Below are 19,270 nucleotides of genomic sequence, written 5' to 3' on the forward strand. Positions count from 1 at the left end.
TCGTAAAGGGAAAACACGCCAAGATCGCCATTACCGCAATCATGCGAAAGCTCATCGTCCTCGCAAACGCCCTGCTTCACAAAGATCGGCTTTGGATGCCAAAAGCCGCTTGACCACAACGGATACTTATAACCGGCATTGCGTTCCCGGTGGGGTGGGGCATGCCCCACCCGCCCAGGGATCAGATATCCTTGACCAGACGCAGCGCATCGTAAATCGCGGCATGCGTATTCCGCGCGGCGACCGCGTCCCCGATGCGATAGAGGGCGAAGGTCCCGTCAGGATTGGCAACATCCTGCTGCGGCTGGCCATCAATCAGCCGGTCGTAATCCACGGCGCCAAGGTTGGTGGATTGCGGCTTGAGCGCGAAATACAGTTCATCCAGCGGAATGGTGCCGTGATTGATGACAACCTGATCCACATGCCGTTCCTGCGATACGCCACCGTAATCGCTGCCTACCGTGGCAATCAGGCCATTCCCGTCACGCCGCACGGAGTCCAGCCGATAGGTTACGGTAAAGGTCGTATCCAGCTTCTGCAGGCTGCGCATGTAGGGCACCAGATTCATGGCCATGACTTCCGGCGCAAAACTGCGGTCGGGGGTCATGATTTCGACATGCGCGCCCGTAGCGGCAATCACCTCCGCCGCCTGCAAGCCCGCATGGTCCCCGGCATCGTCAAAAACCAGAACATTGCTGCCGGGCTTTACATCACCTGAAATAATATCCCATGACGAGACCACCAGATCATTACCGGTGGACAGTACTTCCGTATGCGGCAGCCCCCCGGTCGCGATAATCACCACATCGGGCTTTTCCGCGATGATGGTTTCCTCTTCCGCCCATGTACCAAAGCGGAACGCGACCCCCATGGATTCACACTGCGCCATGCGCCAGTCGATGATGCTGATCATCTCATGCCGCCGTGGACTTTGCGCGGTCAGGCGGATCTGGCCACCGGGATTTTCGGCAGCCTCGAACACCACCACATCGTGCCCGCGCGCACCAGCGACACGGGCGGCTTCCATCCCGGCCGGGCCGGCCCCCACTATCACCACCTTGCGCCGCTGTGGCGCGGGGGCGATATCGTGCGGCATCGTTTCCTCACGCCCCGTCGCGGCGTTGTGGATACAGAAGGCCGCCCCGCCCTGATAGATACGGTCGAGACAGTAATTGGCCCCCACACACGGGCGGATGGTATCTTCCTGCCGGGCCATGATCTTGCGCACGATGTGCGGATCGGTCATGTGCGCGCGCGTCATGCCCACCATATCCACCTTGCCTGCGGCAATGGCGTAGCGCGCGGTCGCGACATCGGGAATCTTGGCGGCATGGAAAGTGGGGAAATCGGTCGCCGCACGGACTTCGCCCGCCAGATCAAGATAGGGCGAATTCTTCATGCCCTGAATGGGAATGACATCCGTCAGGCCGGGATCGGTATCGATATGCCCGCGAATGATATTCTGGAAATCGACCAGACCGCTGGCTTTCAGGCGACGGCCAATTTCGATCCCTTCCGCCTTGTCCACGCCACCGGGCAGGTCCTCATCCACCGTGTAGCGGATACCGATAATGAATTCGTTCCCCACGCGCTGGCGCATGCCCTGCACCACTTCCATGAGCATACGCATGCGGTTATCGAGTTCAGGACCACCATATGGGGCTTCCAGCGTATTGGTCAGGGGCGATATGAACTGGTCCAGCAGATGACCGTACGTCTCCAGTTCGATACCATCGACACCGGCGGCCTGCATGCGTTCGGCAGCATCGGCAAAATCGCGGATGATGCGCGAGATGTCCCAGTCCTCGATTTGTTTGGGAAAGGCGCGGTGAGCCGCTTCGCGGCTGTGGGACGGCGCAACGACGGGCAGCCAGTCCCCCTTGTCCCACCGTGTGCGTCGGCCCAGATGCGTAAGCTGGATCATCACCGCCGCGCCATGTTCATGGCATTCGTCGGTCAGCTTCTTCATCCACGGTACGACCTCATCCTTATAGGCAAGGATGTTGTTGAAAACGGGCGGGCTGTCACGTGACACGGCGGCTGAGCCTGCGGTCATGGTCAGGGCGACGCCGGCCTTCGCGCGTTCGACATGATAGAGGCGGTAGCGGTCCTTCGGCATGCCATCTTCGGGATACGCCGGTTCATGGGAAGTAATCATGATCCTGTTGCGCAGGGTCAGATGCTTTAACTTGTATGGCTGAAGAAGCGGATCGGTCGACATGGGCCAGGCTCCAGACAGATGTATCTGTCTATTTGACTTATCCCCACCGTACACATGTGTCAACAACCCGTACTGTCATGTTTATTTTGCAGGAAGCAACCCGGAAAATCTTAATAATTAACTGAAAACAAATATAATTTTTATAAAAACATGGCCGGGATTTTCCAGCCACGACACTGATTGCGTTCAAAAAACGAATTTTTATGATTTTCCCCTTTTGGCATACCGTGCCCCACAGCAGCATCGGCTGACGAAAGGATCACCATAATGCGGACGCGATAGCGTGATCCCGCCTTGCCGCTTCCCACCGCCCATGCTGCATTACCGCTACGCGCTGATGCGTATCGAAAGAGAGCAGAGATGGCGGACATGACTGACACAACCAGTAACTCCCTTACGGGACTCATCAACCGGCGTACATTCCTGATCGCAGGCGCGGCAGCCATGCCGCTGGTCGGATCTGGCGCGCGCTTCGCCCATGCCGCGACGACATATGACGATGCCGTTCTGCGCGACTGTATCGCAGCGCCTTACCGGCCAGCCGAACAGGTGCATCGTGACCCATGGCGTCACCCATATCAGTCCCTGCTGTTCTGGGGTCTGAAACCGGGCATGACGGTCATCGACCTGCAACCGGCAGGCGGATACTGGACCTATATCCTTGCTCCCTATCTGGCCCGCACGGGTGGACGCTATATCGCCGGACTGCCGGATACCGGTCCTGATGCGGGAAAGCAGGCACGCGACAGTTTTGCCCGGACGTTTGCCGACAGTGCGCGGTTTGGCCATATCGAGATGGCGCCATTCAGTCCCGGCAAGGCACCTTTAGGCGCACCTGATACGGCGGACATGGTCATCAGTGCACGGGAAATCCATAACTGGATCAGACATGGCTATACCGCAGAAGCGATGCACGCTGTTGCCGCAGTCCTGAAAGCCAACGGTATCTTTGCCGTCGAAGACCATCGCGCCGATCCCCGTGCCCAGAAACCGGATGCTTCGGACGGCTATGTTGCCGTCGCAACCATTGTGCACGCAGCGACAAAGGCAGGGCTGATGCTTGAGGCCAGTTCCGAAATCAATGCGAACCCCAAGGATACGAAAGATTATCCCTTCGGTGTATGGTCGCTTCCGCCCACGCGAAAAAGCGATGCTGCCACAGCGCCACAGCGGACAGCCTATGATGCAATAGGCGAAAGCGACCGCATGACGCTGAAATTCCGCAAACCGTAACGGCAGGGTGCCTGCATGCTACTGTAGTGCTTATGAACCGGGCTGATACTATGGGCAGCGCCGCCCATGGTATCAGCGGTGCATATTCGACTGCGGTTTCCACCGGTTGAGCAACAGCGAATTACTGACGACCGATACGGAACTCATGGCCATGGCAGCCCCCGCCACAATGGGGTTGAGCATGCCGAATGCAGCCAACGGCAGGCCTAGAATATTGTATATGAAAGCAAAAAACAGGTTCTGCCGTATCTTGGCCAACGTGGCGCGGGACAGGGAAATGGCGTCCAGCACGCTGGTCAGTTCACTTTTCATCAGCACGACATCCGCCGTGTCCAGAGCAATGGCCGCACCAGCCCCAATAGCAAAACCCACATCGGCCGCAGCCAGGGCGGGCGCATCGTTAATACCGTCCCCCACCATACCGACCACCTGCCCTGCGGCACGGTATTTTTCCACAGCCTGCGCCTTGTTCTGGGGCAGCACGCCCGCCTGATATGCGTCCACCCCCACCTGCGCGGCCACAACCGCTGCCGCACGCTGGTTATCGCCCGTCAGCATTACGACCCTGATCCCTGCTTTATGCAGCGCCGCCACAGTTGCAACCGCATCCGGGCGCAGGCGGTCGGACAGACCGACATAGCCAAGCGGACGACTATCCGCCGCAACGGCGATTACAGTTTTCCCTTCACGCTCCATGCGGTCGATTACGGTATCGTCCAGCGTAATACCTGCTTCGGTCAGGAAACGGGGGGCACCAAGGCGGACCAGCCTGTTATCCACCTGCCCACTGACTCCCATGCCCGGAATGGCCTGAAATCCCGTCACCGTCCGTTCGCCCGCACCTGCCGCCAGGGCATATTCCACAATAGCGCGCGCCAGTGGGTGCTCGGAATCCTTCTCCAGCGCATAGGCGATGGACAGGAAGCCAGCAGTCTCCACCCCGGCGGCCGCTTCCGCATCACTGACCGTTGGTCTGCCTTCGGTAAGGGTGCCCGTTTTGTCCATGATGATGGTCGTAAGCTTTTCCGCCCGCTCCAGCGCATTGGCGTTACGAAACAGGATACCTGAACGTGCCCCCAGCCCTGTGCCGACCATGATTGCGGTAGGTGTCGCAAGCCCCAGCGAACAGGGACAGGCAATAACCAGAACGGAAACTGATGAAACAAGGCTCCATGTCGCATTACCAGTCAGCAGCCATCCGACAACGAATGTCAGCAGCGCAAGCATGACGACCGTGGGCACGAAAATACCTGATACCCTGTCCGCCAGACGCTGCACGCTGGCTTTTGAGCCCTGCGCCTGCTCCACCATCCGGACGATATGGGCAAGGGCGGTATCCGCGCCCACGCCCGTCGCCTTTATCCTTAATGCGCCATTGGTGTTCAGGGTGCCGCCGAAGACCTCATCCGCGGTCTTTTTCAGCACGGGCACGCTTTCCCCCGTCAGCATGGCTTCATTGACATCCGACATCCCGCTGACAACCACACCATCGACAGGAATGCTTTCACCGGGGCGGACAACGAAAATATCGTTGGTCCTTACATCCGCAACCGGACGGTCCACCACCGCATCCCCATTTTCCACATGTGCTATCTGGGGCTGCAGTCGCAGCAGGCTTTCGATACCTGCGCTGGTCTGGTTACGAGCGCGGGTTTCCAGAAGCTTTCCAAGCGAAATCAGCGTGATGATGGAAACGCTGGCTTCAAAATAAATCGGCTGGTGCAGATGGAATGCCGTAACTATGGCACTAAAGAAATAAGCAATACTGGTGCCCAGAACGACCAGCACATCCATATTGGCCGAACCACCCCGAACGGCATTCCACGCACGCTGATACAGGTGGCGCGCGCAGTAGAACTGCACCGGCGTCGCCAGAACAAACTGTAGCCAGCCGGGCATCATGTGCATGGAGCCAAAGGCCATTGCTACCATTTCCACAAAAAAAGGCAGCGACAGGACAAGGGTAAGCGCAAACTGATTACGCTCGGCACGCCATGCTTTTGCCCGCAGGGCGGCTTCATCCCGTTCCATGCCGTTTTCAAGCAGCTTCGCCCCGAAACCGGCTTTTTCAATGCGGGCGATGAAGGTTTCAGGCTGCACGAGACCGGGAATAAAAACAACATGAGCCCGTTCCGCCGCAAAATTCACGCTCGCCTGCACCAGGGGAAGCCGGTTCAGTATCTTCTCGATACGGGCGGCACAGGTGGTACAGCTCATGCCCGTAAGGGACAGGTCCACACTTCTTTCCGGCACCGTAAAACCGGCCTTGCGTACGGCGGCGACAATATTGGAAATGGACGCGGCAGGGCTATCCAGTTGCACCTGCACCCGTGCGGCAGCAAAATTGACGCCTGCCGTCACCCCCTCCTGACGATTTAGAATCTTCTCGATACGCGCGGCGCAGGCGGTACAGGACATGCCGCCAACGGGGAAACTGAAGGTCTGTGACACTGTTTCTCTCCTTACGCGCCGGTCTTTGATTTTATACCCCCTACCGGTATTTTCAAGAATGCCAGGACGTCATTTCACGAGGATGTTTATCCTGAAACCTGGCGGCAACTGATGCTCTGGCATGCGCATGGGGCAAAATATTACAAACGAACCACAGTGCCGGATTTAGCTGCAGTTTCTACCGCTCCTACGGGTCGTGAGACTCAGGACACATGGCCAGAACATAACGATAGCAACGAAGCAGATTGCGCAGAAGAAAAGGGCTGGAGATCCGCCACAACGTAAGGGAAACTGGCTGTCAGTTTTGACCTGCCCGACATTATCCAATCCGGTTTCCGGGTCTGTACCGGATGGATTTTTTCGGGTTTGTTATCCCGAATATATGGCTTGATCCTTCGGACTTCCGGCGTATCCCGGAACCAGTTGGCGTCATAACCATTGTCTGGCAGCAGCCGTCGCACTTTTTGAAAGTTGTCCAGAAAAATGACAGTAGCAGTCTGATCAGAAATTCGGGGGACATCCCATTCATGTCCATCACAGCATGCAGCTTTAGGTTCATGCGATCTGTGGTGCATCACGCCAGCGCAGGCCATTGCGCTTAACCAACATGATGCTTCAACACCCGACGACCATCCATGTGGAGCCTGAAACAGATATACGCCTTCAGATCCAGGCGTCCCGAACCTTAGCGGATCAGTTTCCGTATGATCCCGAGTAGTTCACCAATAACATCCTCGCCCCCGTCTTCCATTACGGCCTTGCGCACACACCCCTGGGCGTGGTTTGAAAGTATCTTGACCGCGACCCCGTCCAACGCCGATTTCACTGCCGATATCTGCGTAAGGATATCGACGCAATAGCGGTCTTCCTCAATCATGTTCAGAACGCCGCCGACCTGACCTTCAATCCGGCGTACACGATTGACCAGCGCTTTTTTATGGGGCTGTTCGACTTTTTTGGTTTCGGGCTGCACATCGCACTGCACGCAGGCTGCTGCGGCTTTTTTTGCCTGCCGTTTTTTCTTTGCCATATGATTTACCCCATACTGCTTCGCCACTGGCACCATCATACCTGAACGGATGCGCCATGATAGCCCGCAGCGACCCGCTCCATCCCCACCATGAATGCGATGTCGGATAGATGTACATAATAAAGCGATATGGTTATTGATAAGGGGGCAAATGAAGGATCACTGCATATACTAATGGAAATATAATAATCGGGAAAGTTTCTATTCCATATCCGGTATAATGGTTAATCCGGCACCTTCACGTCTGGTGACGCCTCAATACACAACCGTTTCATGCAGGGCGGTGCCGGAACGGATGCGTTTCATTCCCAACGGAGACAGATCAAGTGTCTGATATTTCCCCCACAGAATACACTCCGCGATACCACGCCCGGCGGCGGGGGCGTGCATGACGCCATGACCGGAAAACCCGTTCATGAAAAACAGATTACCGATTTCATCATGCGGTCCGATAATAGCGTTATGATCCAGCGTATTGACTTCATAATGCCCGGCCCATGCCCGTTCCATCCGCAGGTTTTCAAGGGCGGGAACACGATGGGCAAGGGCTGGCCAGAGTATATCTTCCAGCAGGTCATAGGACGGCTCAAAATCACCCGTCGCATCCGGGTCCGCCGCCGTATCCGGTGCAATTCCGGCTATAAAGCCCTGCCCTTCCGGCCTGATCCATGCGCCGGAATCATCAAACAGCATTGGAAAATTATCGGCCGCCAAAGGCGCCTTTATTGAAAAGGCCGTCCTTTTTCGGGGTTCAACAGGTAAAGGCGGCAATACATCACGAACGATATGGGCTGCCGTCGCCCCCGTGGCATTGATGCACCACTGCCCAGGCAGGACCGTGCCATCATCCATTCTGACGCCTGTTGCCCGCGCGCCGTGGACCATAACCGCATCGACCCGCCCCGTGACATAGGTTACACCGAGGCGACGGGCAGCCGAGCGCACCAGTTGCAGCAGGGACCAGGCGTCGAACCAGCCCTCATTGGCAAGACCGTAGGTGGCAATGCCAATATCGCTTACGTTCAGCCACGGAAACTGTTTTTGGGCCATATCGGGGTTCAGGGCGACAACCTGTGCCCCTTCGGCATTCTGCATCGCCACACCGGCGCTTCGTGCCGCTTTCTGCGCTTCCGACCCGATAATCAGATAGCCACGTTCCACAAACCCGATATCGGCATCGGGACCGAATTCCTTTGTGATATTCCTGAACAGGTCCGCCCCGAACAGGCTCATATGGATATTGATGGGACAGCCAAACTGCGTGCGGATGGAGGCAGCCGATAATGCGGTAGAGGACCTGACATAGGTCGGATCGGCTTCGATAACGGTAATATCGCCCTCGAAACCCAGCCTGCGCAGATAATAGGCGGCGAAGCTGCCCATGATGGCACCACCGGCAATCAGTACCCGCTCTTTATCCGTCGACATATAGCCCTCCACCCTGCATGGCCCTGACTGGCGATATGAACCGATAGACGCCTGTCAGGCGTCGGCGACGGGCACTGTATAGTTAAGGACCATCCGCCCACCATCAGGATAGATGGTCTGCCCGGTGATGTAGGATGCGTCATCGCTGGCAAGGAAGGAGGCTACGGATGCGACCTCCGACGGCAGGCCACACCGACCGGCGGGCGTGCGCGACATGACGGAACGGCGCGCTGCATCGCTGCTGAATACGGCCTTGGCCGCCAGTTCCGTCAGGATCGTGCCCGGCCCGATGGCTACGACACGTATGTTATGTGGTGCCAGCGCAACCGCCGCGACGGAGGTCAACTGCTTCATCCCGCCCTTGGACATGGCATAGGTCGCAAGGGTGGGAATGGCCAGATGCGCGTTGACCGAGGACATGTTGATGATGACCCCGCCCTCACCCTGTGCGATCATCTGGCGCGCTGCGATCTGTGCGCCGAAAAACGCCCCCTTCAGATTGATGTCCATGACCGTGTTGTAATCGGCCTCGGTAATATCAAGGAAATCCTGTGCGCGGGCGATGCCTGCATTATTGAGCATGATGTCCACCCGACCGAAGGCATCGACGGCGCAGGCTATCAGACGTTCGATTTCTTCGCGCCTGCTGACATCGCATTCGACGGCCCGGATAACATCGGCACCACCCAGGTCTTCCTGCGTCTGCGCCATTTCGGAACCGGCGATATCCCCGATGACGACTTTTGCGCCGTCCGCGATAAAGCGTTCCGCGCAGGCGCGGCCCAGTCCCTGTGCGCCACCGGTAATAACCGCGACCTTGTCTTTCAGCTTCATGTCTGCACCTTCCATATCGGTTCGGTAACGCAATGACCTGTCCCTTACCGGACCGCGACCTGCAGGAAGCGGCAGATGATCGGGGAATGGACCATATATTATAAAATCATACCGGCCTTTATGCCTTACGGTAGATGTTATACGATTAAAACGAAGATGCAACAGTTCCGATATGAAACTTCCAGCCGGCGGCAAACACCATGCGCCACCGGCTGAAAGCGGACTGACAGGGCAATGCAGCAGCCCTGAAAGACCGTTACATTACCCTTCTACTTCAAGATTACTCCATCAACAGGTAATCAGTAACCATTGGCCTGCATGCGATCGACGTACCATGTCATGAACGTATCAAGCTGCTGTTCGGTAAAACGGGAATACGGACCGGGCTGGTAGCCGTAATTGCTTACCCCCTGCTGCGCCAGACCGACCAGTTCCGCATCCTGCACGTTTGTGGCCTTCCATACGGCGGTCAGGTTTTCCACGTCATAATCCACGCCTTCAACCGCATCCTGATGGACCAGCCATTTGGTGCGCACCAGCGTCCGGTCCGGTGACAGGGGGATCACAATGACGGACAGTGCATGGTCCCCCATGAAGTGATGCCATGAATTATGCGTCCACAGATGCACATCCCCCAGATCCTTGCGCGTCATATGTCCAAGCAGACGACTGCATGCCGCACGGCCATCGGGGGTCTGTGATTCACCCGGCCCCGCCATCATCAGGCGCTGGGTGCGAAAATTGGTGACATGGCCCGCTACATGCTCCACCGCACGGGACGGAAAGCCCTGCGCTTCCCATTCCGTCATGCGGGTTGTGTAAAGCGCTTCATGCGCGTCCGCTTGCGCACGCTCCGCGCCCTCCAGCCCTGCCGGGTCGTAACCGAAATCAAGCGCGATGAAAGACGTACACAGTTCGGGGTGGTTTGCAGCACAGTGATAGCATTCGCGGTTGTTTTCAATGACCAGCTTCCAGTTCCCCTCCTCGATGATATCGGCTTCGAAGGCGACTTTCGCATGGGCCAGATCGTATGGCGCCAGCCGTGGCAGCATTGTCGTTTCAAGATCGGCAATATCGGACGGCGCATCATCGGACAGGCAGGCGAACAGCAGTCCCCCGATATTGCGCAGGTTGACGCGGCGCAGCCCATGGCAGGCATGGTCAAAATCATCCCCCATATCACGCGCATGCACCAGATTGCCCGACAGGTCATAAACCCACTGGTGATAGGGGCAGACCAGCTTGCCCACGACATCACGCCCCGGCGGGGCTATACGCGCGCCCCGGTGGCGACAGACATTATAAAACGCCCGTACCTGTTCATCATCGCCACGCACCAGAACGATACTGGTCGGGCCAAAATCGACACTGTAGATATCACCCGGTTCCGGCACGTCGCATTCCAGACCGACAAATATCCAGTGCCGGTGAAAAAACACGTCCATATCGGCATCGAACACATCTGACCGGCAGTACAGGTCCGCCGGAAGCGTAAAGCCGGGCTTGCGTGAACGCAGGAGGGCGGGGATGGATGTCTGCTGGCCTTGCATGGGTATCTGGTCCCTGATGGAGATACGATATCGTAACGAGCCTGCGTGTCCCCACCTTTTGCGTCAACGGCATAAAAAATCCCGCGATCCATAACCTGTATTTATGGAAAGTCAGGGCAGTGGCACGGCGTCCAGCCTGCCCGCCAGCCAGTGCGCGAAATCATGCACCACCGGATGGGTATCACGGTGTTCAGGCAGCATGATCGTGTAATGGGCGGGCGAGGACACAGCCAGTTCCCCCAACCGCACCAGCTTGCCCGAACGCAGAAGGTCCGCGACCAGCAGTTCCCAGCCCAGTGCCACCCCCTGACCCGCCATCGCGGCAAGGATCGCATCGGTATAGTGATTGCAGTGCAGGGCCACACCCGGCGGCGGCCCGTCCAGACCGACATGGCGGAACCACTGCCCCCACTGCATCCATGTCGGGTCCGGCGCATCACTCCCGATCAGGGGCAGGTCATGCAGGCCGCGCGTCTCCTCTGCCCTGATGAAACCCGGCGCGCAGACGGGAAAGACCATATCCCCCACGCTGCTGACACTCCGTCCGCCCGTCAGTGGCGGCACGCCGAACCTGACCATGACATCGACTTCATCCGTGCGCAAATCAAAGGGTTCATCCTGCGAGACGACGCGTATCCTGATTCCCGGATAACGCTCACGGAATTCCGGCAGGCGGGACATGAGCCAGAACTGTGTAAAGGCCAGCGACCCACCCACGCTGAGCGTATTCCCATCGCGGGGGGAGCGGATGGCGTCTATGTCCTGACTAATCGTATCGAAGGCAGTGCTGAGCGTCCGACCCAGTCGTGCCCCGGCCTGCGTCGGTTCCACCGCGCGATGGGCGCGATGGAAAAGCTGGACGCCAAAATCGGTCTCCAGCAGGCGGACCTGCCGACTGACGGCGGCCTGACTGACACCGAGTTCACGCGCGGCAGCGGTAAAGCTGCGCAGGCGGCTTGCTGCCTCAAATGTGACAAGCGCGCTGATGGAGGGAACATTCCTTTTAAAAGACACTTTCATTCCCCGCCCTGCTGCCGGCCCGCACCGCAAAGTCGCCCTGTCACAGCCTGTTCCGGTCGTGCGGGTTTGGCAAGCATGGAACATGCCGCAATACAGGCAGGACAGTCGGGCCGCTCGGAAAACCATGCGTCAAGACCATTTTTCACGCTCCCGTTACCGAAAGGACGGCAAGAAAACCCTTTTCCTCATGCCCCCCATGGGTATAACAGGGGTCAAAAGGCACATGGTTCATCTGTGCGCGGGAGCCCTGAATGGTCAGGACACATGGCCGGATATGGATTGGTATTGCGGCCTGCCTGCTTATGCTGGCGGGGCTGCTGGGCAGTGCTGTCCCCGTTTCCGCCCAGGCGCATCCCGCAACGGGCAACTGCCCGGGGATGATGGAAACACACTGCCTTTCCCATCAACAGCCGTCGCCTGCTACAGAACATGCGCATCATAAAGATCCGTGCTGCCATGTGCATGTCTGTGCGCCCGATCTGTCATCGCCTGCCGCCTTGCTGCGCCCTGCCGGTCTAACCGGAACCGGCAGGCCGGATTTTGCATTCCACAGACAGACGCACCGCGCAGGTGGCGACTGGCTGCCGCCCCTGCGACCACCCAGAATCCAGAACAGCTAAACGCCATATGGCGCGTTTCATGTCCTGCCGCCCGGACGGGATGGCAGCGCCTGACAGCTTTATTCTGGATTTATCCCTATGCATATTCCGTCCCGCAAGCGGGGCGGCCTGACACGACGCCGTTTTGTCACGGGTCTTGGCGCAGGGGGGCTTGTATCCGCCCTTCCCCGCCCGTCACACGCAGGCACGATGGCAGCCGGCATACCCCCGGCTACATCATGCGCGACGTGGAACCTGAGTGTTGGCCGCAACCGTATTGAAATCGATCGCAAGGTCCTGCATGCCCCGTGCATCGGTGGCAGCGTGCCCGCTCCCATCCTGCGCTGGCGGGAGGGCGATACGGTCGCCATCAACGTCACCAACACATTACGCGATGAAGATACCTCCCTACACTGGCATGGTATCCGCCTGCCCGCCAACATGGATGGCGTACCGGGACTGAGCTTTACCGGCATCCCGCCGGGGGAAACCTTCACCTACCGCTTTCCCGTAAGACAAAGCGGCACCTACTGGTACCACAGCCATTCCGGCATGCAGGAAGCGCAGGGCCTGTATGGGGCGATCGTGATTGATCCCGTGCAGCCGGACCCACATGCCTGCACCCGCGATTATGTCATCGTGCTGTCAGAATGGACTGATGTCCCGCCGACGGACATCATGAGCAATCTGAAAATGCAGGATGACTATTACGTGTTCCGCCAGCGCACGGCCGCGTCCTTCCCGCGGGAGGCCCGTGCCGCGGGAAGCGCCATGGCTGCGCTGAAGGACCGCCTTGCGTGGTCACGCATGCGCATGGCCGCGACCGACATTTCAGATGTGACCGGCATCATCTACACCTACCTGCTGAACGGCCATGCGCCGGACATGAACTGGAGCGGCCTGTTCCGTCCCGGTGAACGGGTGCGCCTGCGTTTTATCAACAGTTCGTCCATGACCTTCTTCGATGTGCGCATACCGGGTCTGGAAATGCTGGTGGTGCAGGCGGATGGCAATGCGGTCGAACCCGTGCCGGTCGATGAATTCCGTATTGGCGTGGCCGAGACGTATGATGTCATTGTCCAGCCAAAAGACAGCCGTGCCTACACGATCTTTGCCCAGAGCGAGGACCGCACGGGCTACGCGCGCGGCACGCTGGCCCCGCAGCCGGGCATGCGTGGCACCGTGCCACCAATGGACCCGCGCCCTGTCCGCACCATGATCGATATGGGCATGGGGGACATGAAGCCCGGCGGTTCCATGAAAGGCATGGACATGTCCGACATGAAAAAAGACGACGACATGGCCGATATGGACGGCATGGACATGTCATCCATGGACCATATGAACGCCCCGCACATGGAGGTGGATGACCCCGGACCGCCGCCCCTGAACGTGGAAAACCAGAACGTCGCCAGAATGCCGGCAGACCGTCTGGCCAGCCCCGGTGACGGGCTGGAACATAACGGGCGTCGCGTCCTGAATTACACGCAGCTTCGCGCCACACGACCGGGAACCGATCCACGCCCCCCGTCGCGCGAAATCATCATGCACCTGACCGGCAACATGGAACGCTATATATGGGGGTTCAACGGACGGAAGTTTTCTGAATCAGGTCCGATCCGCCTGAAGCTGGGTGAGCGCGTGCGCTTTACCCTCATCAACGACACGATGATGGAGCACCCCATCCATCTGCACGGATTATGGAGCGAACTGGAAAACGGTCAGGACGAATACCGCCCCTACAAACACACCATCATTTCCCAGCCGGGATCGCGGCTGAGTTATCTGGTCACGGCGGATGTGCCGGGCATGTGGGCCTATCACTGCCACCTCATGCTGCATATGGAGATGGGCATGTTCCGCACGGTCATCGTGTCATGAACCATATCCTGCGCGCCGTGACCTTCATGCTTTCGGTCCTGCCCATACCCGCGCTGGCGCAGGCTGTTACCAGCACGACCTACCATGCCGCCGATGCTGCAACATCCACCCCGGTTGTCTATCTGGGCGGGATGAAGCCGGTAATGGATCAGGCCAGCTATTTCCATGGCATTCTTGATGAATTCGAAGGACGTTACACCCCTGGCGGGTCGGATTTCCGCTGGGATGGGGAAGCGTGGTACGGCACGGATTACAACAGGGTATGGCTGAAATCCGAAGGCACGCTGGAACGCGGCAGGCTGGGCGATGGCGACCATGAACTGCTCTACAGCCGGGCCATTTCCCCCTATTTCAATGTGCAGACCGGAGTGCGCGCCGATATTGATGATGGCCCGACACGCACATGGGGCGCACTGGGCGTGCAGGGACTGGCACTGTATGAATTCGAATTTCAGGCCACCGCCTATGTCAGTGACCGGGGCCGGTTTGCAACCCGTATCGAAGGGTCATACGACTTCCTGCTGACCAATCGCCTGATCCTGCAGCCACAGGCGGAATTCAACCTGTACACCAAGTCCGATCCAGCCCGTCAGGTCGGCGCCGGTCTGTCCGATGTCGATGCCGGGCTACGCCTGCGTTACGAGATATGGCGGAAATTCGCGCCTTACGTGGCCGTTACCTATGACGGTTATCTTACGCAGGCCCGCCGGATCGTACATGACCAGCATGGGGATACCGGATCGCTTCGTTTCAGCTTCGGTATACGAAGCTGGTTCTGACCGGGCGCAGGGAAGTCGTTTGAGATTTACGCAGGCGGTGAGACGATATGGGCTGGCACCCTGCCGCCCAGACAGTCCATGATCTGGTGCGCGCACATCATGGCCATGCGGATCAGGGCTTCTTCCGTCGTCGCACCCATATGGGGGGTGAGGGTCATGCCCGGGCAGGAAAGGGCCGCTTCATCTGGCAGCGGAGGTTCCTGCGGCAGGACATCAAGGGCCGCTGCCCCCAGCCGCCCCGCCTTCAGCATTTCAGTCAGTGCGCGCGTATCAATGGCGCTGCCCCGGCTTGTATTGACAATAATGGCATGACCGGGAAGCAATTCCAGATGCTTCGCGTCCAGAAGTGGCTGGCCGGAAGCTGATGCCGGACGGTGCAGGGAAAGCACATCCGCCTGCACCAGCAGGTCCTCGATACACGCAACGCGCACCACGTCATGGGCTGCAAAAACATCATCGGGCACGCTGGGGGACCACGCCACGACCTTCATGCCCAGACCGTGGCCCGCAATCTGCGCGACATGACGGGCAATCGCCCCGAACCCGACCAGGGCCAGGGTCTTGCGATGCAGTTCCGTTCCCGCCCCTTCGTAACGGAAACCCCAGTTTCCCTGCCGGACGGCCGCATCGGCTGGGCATATCCGCCGCGCACCCGCCAGCATGAGGGCGATGGTCATTTCAGCAACGGAGCGGCTGTTCGCATCGACCGCGCGGGTGACGGGAATACCCCGCCTGGCTGCTGCCGCCACTGCTATCCTGTTGGTGCCCGAACCATGGCATGCGATGATACGCAGCGCCGGGGCCGCCGCCACCGCTTCGGCGCTGAAACCAAGGTCACGGGTTATGACCGCCTCGGCATCTCCCACCTCCGCAATGACGGCTTCCATCGTGGGCATGGTGGCAAAACGCGTCTGGAGTCCCTGTTCATGCAGGAACCGCACCGCTTCGGGGTGAATGGGTTGCGTTATGAAGCAGGTGCTCATGATGCCATTTCCACGTCGGGTATAAAATCAGGGTGCCAGTGCATATTACGGGACCGGTGCCATAGGGCACCGCCCGTCCCCCGTTTCAGGGCCTGCTGGCGCGCTGACGCAACAGGTGTTCCAGCAGCCTTACGCCATACAGGAAGTCATCGAACTCCATGCTTTCGTCCGGGTTATGGCTGCCGTTTTCATTGCGCACGAACAGCATTTCCGTGGGAATGCCCTGCCCCGCGAATGTTGCGGCGTCATGTCCCGCGCCGCTGGCCATCGACACGACCGGGATGTTCATGCTGGCGGCAAGTTTTTCCGCTTCAGCCTGCAACCCCGCATCCATGATGGCCGGGGTGCTGCGCGTGCGCGGTCCCAGATCGACGGTTACGTTAAAGTCGCTCTCGACACGCCGGGCCTGTTCGATAACCAGTCCGTTCATCCGTTCAAGCAGGTCCTCATTACGCGAACGGATGTCGATGACCAGCTCCAGCCTGCCCGGCACGGCGGCGAAATTGGCCTGCGCGGGATCGGTCTGGCACACGCCGAAGGTCAGGGTCATTTCTTCCCCTTCCGCCTCAACCTGCCGCCATGCCTCATGCAGGGCCATCATCATGCTGGCCCCGGCCATGACGGCATCGGAACGGAAGCGCCGCGGCGTGGCGCCAGAATGGGCGTACTGCCCATGAATGACGGCGGAACGATAGCGCGTGCTGCCGCATATACCGGTCACGATCCCCACCGGAACATCCGCTTCCAGCAGAACCGGACCCTGTTCGATATGCAGTTCTACAAAACAGTCGATATCCGCCGCATTCAGCACGGACGCCCTGCCGCACAGTTCGGGCTGAGCGCCACAGGCAAGCATGTGTTCACGCAGGCTGGTCCCGTCATCGCTGCGTGGTGTATCCAGCAACGCGGGGTCAAGCAGGCCAAAGGCCGTCCGGCTGCCCAGATAGGAAATGGGAAACCAGACACTCTCCTCCGCCCGGGTGACAATAAGCGTCGTGTCCCGCTCAGGCCGGTAGCCAGCCCTTGCCCATGCACACAGCACCAGCAGCCCCGCCACGGCACCCGCCGCGCCATCAAAATTACCACCGCACGGAACGGTATCCGCGTGGGAGCCGGTCATGACGGCGGGCAGGCTGCGGTTCTGGCCCGGAATGGTGATGAACAGGTTCGCAGCCCAGTCCCGGCGGACCTCAAGGCCATGTTCCCATGCCACGCTTTCGAACAGGGCGTGGGCGCGGTTCTCCCCTTCCCCATACGACGGGCGCGTCATGCCCCGTCCGTCAAAACCGATTTCGTGCAGTCGTGCGAAGACCCGCTGCCCCAGAGCGGCGTCCAGAACCGGCGCGGGACATTGGGTGGACATGAGGGAACTGGCCATAACGGGGTCCTTACTGCTTGGTGAAAAGCTGGGTCATGTCCGCGAACGCCTTAAACTCGAGCGCATTGCCCGCAGGGTCGCAGAAAAACATGGTGGCCTGTTCACCGGGCAGACCGGCGAAACGGATGGTCGGCTCCATGCCGAATGCGATGTCGTGGGCACGCAGCCGGTCGGCCAGTGCTTTCCAGTCATCCATGTCCAGCACGACACCAAAATGCGGGATGGGCACATTATGCCCGTCCACCGCCCCGCTGCCTTTTCCTGCGGCGGAATGGCAGGCATCGGGGATCAGGTGCGTTACAACCTGATGGCCATACAGGTCGAAATCGATCCACGTATCCGTGCTGCGCCCTTCCGGGCACCCCAGAACGGTTCCGTAAAACGCCCGGGCGGCATCCAGATCATCGACAGGGAAGGCAATATGGAAGGGATTAGCCATGAATACACCACAAAGTTACAAATAACGCATTCATATCATGCGGTTTTTTGGCGCAATAACATGAATATATGACTTCACACGCAAGAAAATGTTTCTGTTTCCGCCTTATCGACGCAGAAGATTTTCAGCTCCGTTCCAGAACCAGCTTTTCCCCTTCGCGGCGGAAACGGGTGCCGTAAGGACGACACAGATCCTCGAAACGGGTGAGGATGTGCTGCGCCTCATCCCCCGTTGCCAGGAACGGCAGCCCGCGACGGTGGGCGGAGCGCCCCAGCCCGAGGGAGACGGGATGGATTTCCATGGACGCAAGATTGCCGTCCCCATCGAATTCACACACGGGCAGCAGCGTTTCCCAGAAACGCCGATCGGCAGGAAAGCCCTTCGTATCGTTAAGGGTCCGGGTCTTGTACACCTGATGCGGTGTCACGTCGGTATCCACCTTGTAGAAGGTATAGGAATCTTCAGGCAGCATATCGACCAGTTCATTCTGGCCAATAAAGTTGCCAAGGCTGTAGAAAATCGGCTTTCCCTTGTACAGCTCCATCCCCTTGAGCAGATGCTGGCCGTGGCACACCACGATATCAGCCCCCTGATCGATGACTTCACGTGCAAAGGTTTCCAGAAACGCGCCCGGCTTTTCCCAGCTTATATTCCCGTGTTCGTCATAACCCACTTCGTGGGTATGCACGCTTACGATCACCACATCGGAAACGACACGCGCCTCGCGCACCCAGCGTCCGATTTCTTCCACATCGCGGGTATTGGGCGTGGTCAGGATGCGCGTCTGCGGCCCTTCGACAAAACGGGTGCCATCCAGTGTCAGCGTGCCTTCGGGCGCGGGATAGCCAAAGCCCAGCTTGATCTGTTCTTCCTTGATCTTTTCCAGACCAAGACCGGTGGAAACGCTGCGCAGCATGGCCAGTTCTTCAGGCCGCACCTGATAGGTGGTGGTGAAATGCAGCGGATTGAGACCGGGGCGCCCCTGCATGCTGCGCGTCTGATCGGCAGCCTCCTGCCCGCGCGCAAAAGTGGAGCAGCACGACAGCATCGAAACCGTACCCCTGGTATGGCTGTAATAGGCGGGGCGACGCGCCTCCTCCAGTGTCAGTCCGACACCGGCATACAGGAGTTCGCGTTTCCTGAGTTCTTCAATTGCAATCCGCAGGCCGGAAATACTGTAATCAAGACAGTGGTTGGTCGCCGCCGCGAACAGGTCGAAACCGGCGGTGCGCAGTTCATCCAGAATCCACGGATGCGCACTGAAATGCGACCCGCCATGATCCAGCGCCGGATCACCCTGATAATCACTGGGCATGATCTCAAGATTGGTGAACGAGGCGTCACATTCACGGATCATGTCGAACAGTGGCGCGCATACCGGGTCCACATCCGTATTCAACCGTCGCAGCACGATGCTGTCACCCGTAAGGCAGACTTTCATTTC

Annotated in this window: 15 protein-coding genes and 1 pseudogene; 4 read left to right on the forward strand and 12 right to left on the reverse strand. The window is 58.8% G+C overall.

The window, feature by feature from the left end; translation table 11 throughout:
• Positions 1-113, forward strand: a pseudogene (locus ACBR42_RS17225) (IS110 family transposase); the annotation flags it as partial.
• A 68-nt stretch (positions 114-181) separates the two neighbouring features.
• On the opposite strand, the gene ACBR42_RS14620 reads toward ACBR42_RS17225, so the two are convergent.
• Together ACBR42_RS14620 and ACBR42_RS14625 are read right to left on the reverse strand one after the other, a co-directional pair.
• Complete coding sequence (locus tag ACBR42_RS14620) at positions 182-2,221, reverse strand: FAD-dependent oxidoreductase (protein ID WP_371208491.1); 2,040 nt, start codon at positions 2,219-2,221, stop codon at positions 182-184.
• Positions 2,222-2,361: 140 nt separating this feature from the next.
• Complete coding sequence (locus ACBR42_RS14625; protein ID WP_371208492.1) at positions 2,362-2,592, reverse strand: hypothetical protein; 231 nt, start codon at positions 2,590-2,592, stop codon at positions 2,362-2,364.
• Here ACBR42_RS14625 and ACBR42_RS14630 point away from each other — a divergent pair.
• Entirely contained in the window at positions 2,591-3,454 is an 864-nt protein-coding gene (locus tag ACBR42_RS14630; protein WP_371208493.1) for a class I SAM-dependent methyltransferase, read from the forward strand. The two genes, ACBR42_RS14625 and ACBR42_RS14630, sit on opposite strands and share 2 nt — an antisense overlap.
• 72 nt (positions 3,455-3,526) lie before the next feature.
• Here the strand turns inward: ACBR42_RS14630 and ACBR42_RS14635 are convergent, their stop codons facing one another.
• The 6 genes from ACBR42_RS14635 to ACBR42_RS14660 all read right to left on the reverse strand — a co-directional run bounded on the left by ACBR42_RS14635 (position 3,527) and on the right by ACBR42_RS14660 (position 11,761).
• Positions 3,527-5,905, reverse strand: coding sequence for a heavy metal translocating P-type ATPase (locus tag ACBR42_RS14635; protein ID WP_371208494.1), 2,379 nt, complete (start codon positions 5,903-5,905; stop codon positions 3,527-3,529).
• Positions 5,906-6,590: 685 nt separating this feature from the next.
• Complete coding sequence (locus ACBR42_RS14640; RefSeq protein WP_110546757.1) at positions 6,591-6,935, reverse strand: metal-sensitive transcriptional regulator; 345 nt, start codon at positions 6,933-6,935, stop codon at positions 6,591-6,593.
• Positions 6,936-7,190: 255 nt separating this feature from the next.
• Complete coding sequence (locus ACBR42_RS14645) at positions 7,191-8,363, reverse strand: NAD(P)/FAD-dependent oxidoreductase (protein ID WP_371208495.1); 1,173 nt, start codon at positions 8,361-8,363, stop codon at positions 7,191-7,193.
• Between the two features lie 54 nt (positions 8,364-8,417).
• Positions 8,418-9,197, reverse strand: coding sequence for an SDR family NAD(P)-dependent oxidoreductase (locus ACBR42_RS14650; RefSeq protein WP_118963618.1), 780 nt, complete (start codon positions 9,195-9,197; stop codon positions 8,418-8,420).
• 299 nt (positions 9,198-9,496) lie between these two features.
• Entirely contained in the window at positions 9,497-10,747 is a 1,251-nt protein-coding gene (locus ACBR42_RS14655; RefSeq protein WP_371208496.1) for an SRPBCC family protein, read from the reverse strand.
• A gap of 111 nt (positions 10,748-10,858) precedes the next feature.
• Positions 10,859-11,761 (reverse strand): LysR substrate-binding domain-containing protein, encoded by a 903-nt coding sequence (locus ACBR42_RS14660; RefSeq protein WP_371208497.1) that lies wholly within the window; start codon positions 11,759-11,761, stop codon positions 10,859-10,861.
• Positions 11,762-12,465: 704 nt separating this feature from the next.
• Here ACBR42_RS14660 and ACBR42_RS14665 point away from each other — a divergent pair.
• Together ACBR42_RS14665 and ACBR42_RS14670 are read left to right on the forward strand one after the other, a co-directional pair.
• Positions 12,466-14,247, forward strand: coding sequence for a copper resistance system multicopper oxidase (locus tag ACBR42_RS14665; protein WP_102323073.1), 1,782 nt, complete (start codon positions 12,466-12,468; stop codon positions 14,245-14,247).
• Complete coding sequence (locus ACBR42_RS14670) at positions 14,244-15,026, forward strand: copper resistance protein B (RefSeq protein WP_371208498.1); 783 nt, start codon at positions 14,244-14,246, stop codon at positions 15,024-15,026. The genes ACBR42_RS14665 and ACBR42_RS14670 overlap by 4 nt, the downstream gene beginning before the upstream one ends.
• A gap of 26 nt (positions 15,027-15,052) precedes the next feature.
• On the opposite strand, the gene ACBR42_RS14675 is transcribed toward ACBR42_RS14670, so the two are convergent.
• The 4 genes from ACBR42_RS14675 to ACBR42_RS14690 form a co-directional block, all read right to left on the reverse strand.
• Entirely contained in the window at positions 15,053-16,009 is a 957-nt protein-coding gene (locus tag ACBR42_RS14675; RefSeq protein ID WP_371208499.1) for an NAD(P)-dependent oxidoreductase, read from the reverse strand.
• Positions 16,010-16,094: 85 nt separating this feature from the next.
• A complete protein-coding gene (locus tag ACBR42_RS14680) occupies positions 16,095-17,387 on the reverse strand; it encodes a Zn-dependent hydrolase (protein ID WP_216825249.1) in 1,293 nt (430 codons plus the stop codon).
• A 10-nt stretch (positions 17,388-17,397) separates the two neighbouring features.
• Positions 17,398-17,826, reverse strand: a complete 429-nt coding sequence (locus ACBR42_RS14685; RefSeq protein WP_102323070.1) for a VOC family protein — start codon at positions 17,824-17,826, stop codon at positions 17,398-17,400.
• A gap of 124 nt (positions 17,827-17,950) precedes the next feature.
• The gene (locus ACBR42_RS14690; RefSeq protein ID WP_118962893.1) at positions 17,951-19,267 is read right to left on the reverse strand and encodes a CapA family protein; all 1,317 of its coding nucleotides are present in this window, start codon (positions 19,265-19,267) and stop codon (positions 17,951-17,953) included.
• Positions 19,268-19,270 lie beyond the last annotated feature (3 nt).

This window comes from Komagataeibacter sp. SM21 (genome assembly GCF_041402665.1).
In the GTDB taxonomy this organism is placed as follows: Bacteria; Pseudomonadota; Alphaproteobacteria; order Acetobacterales; family Acetobacteraceae; genus Komagataeibacter; species Komagataeibacter saccharivorans.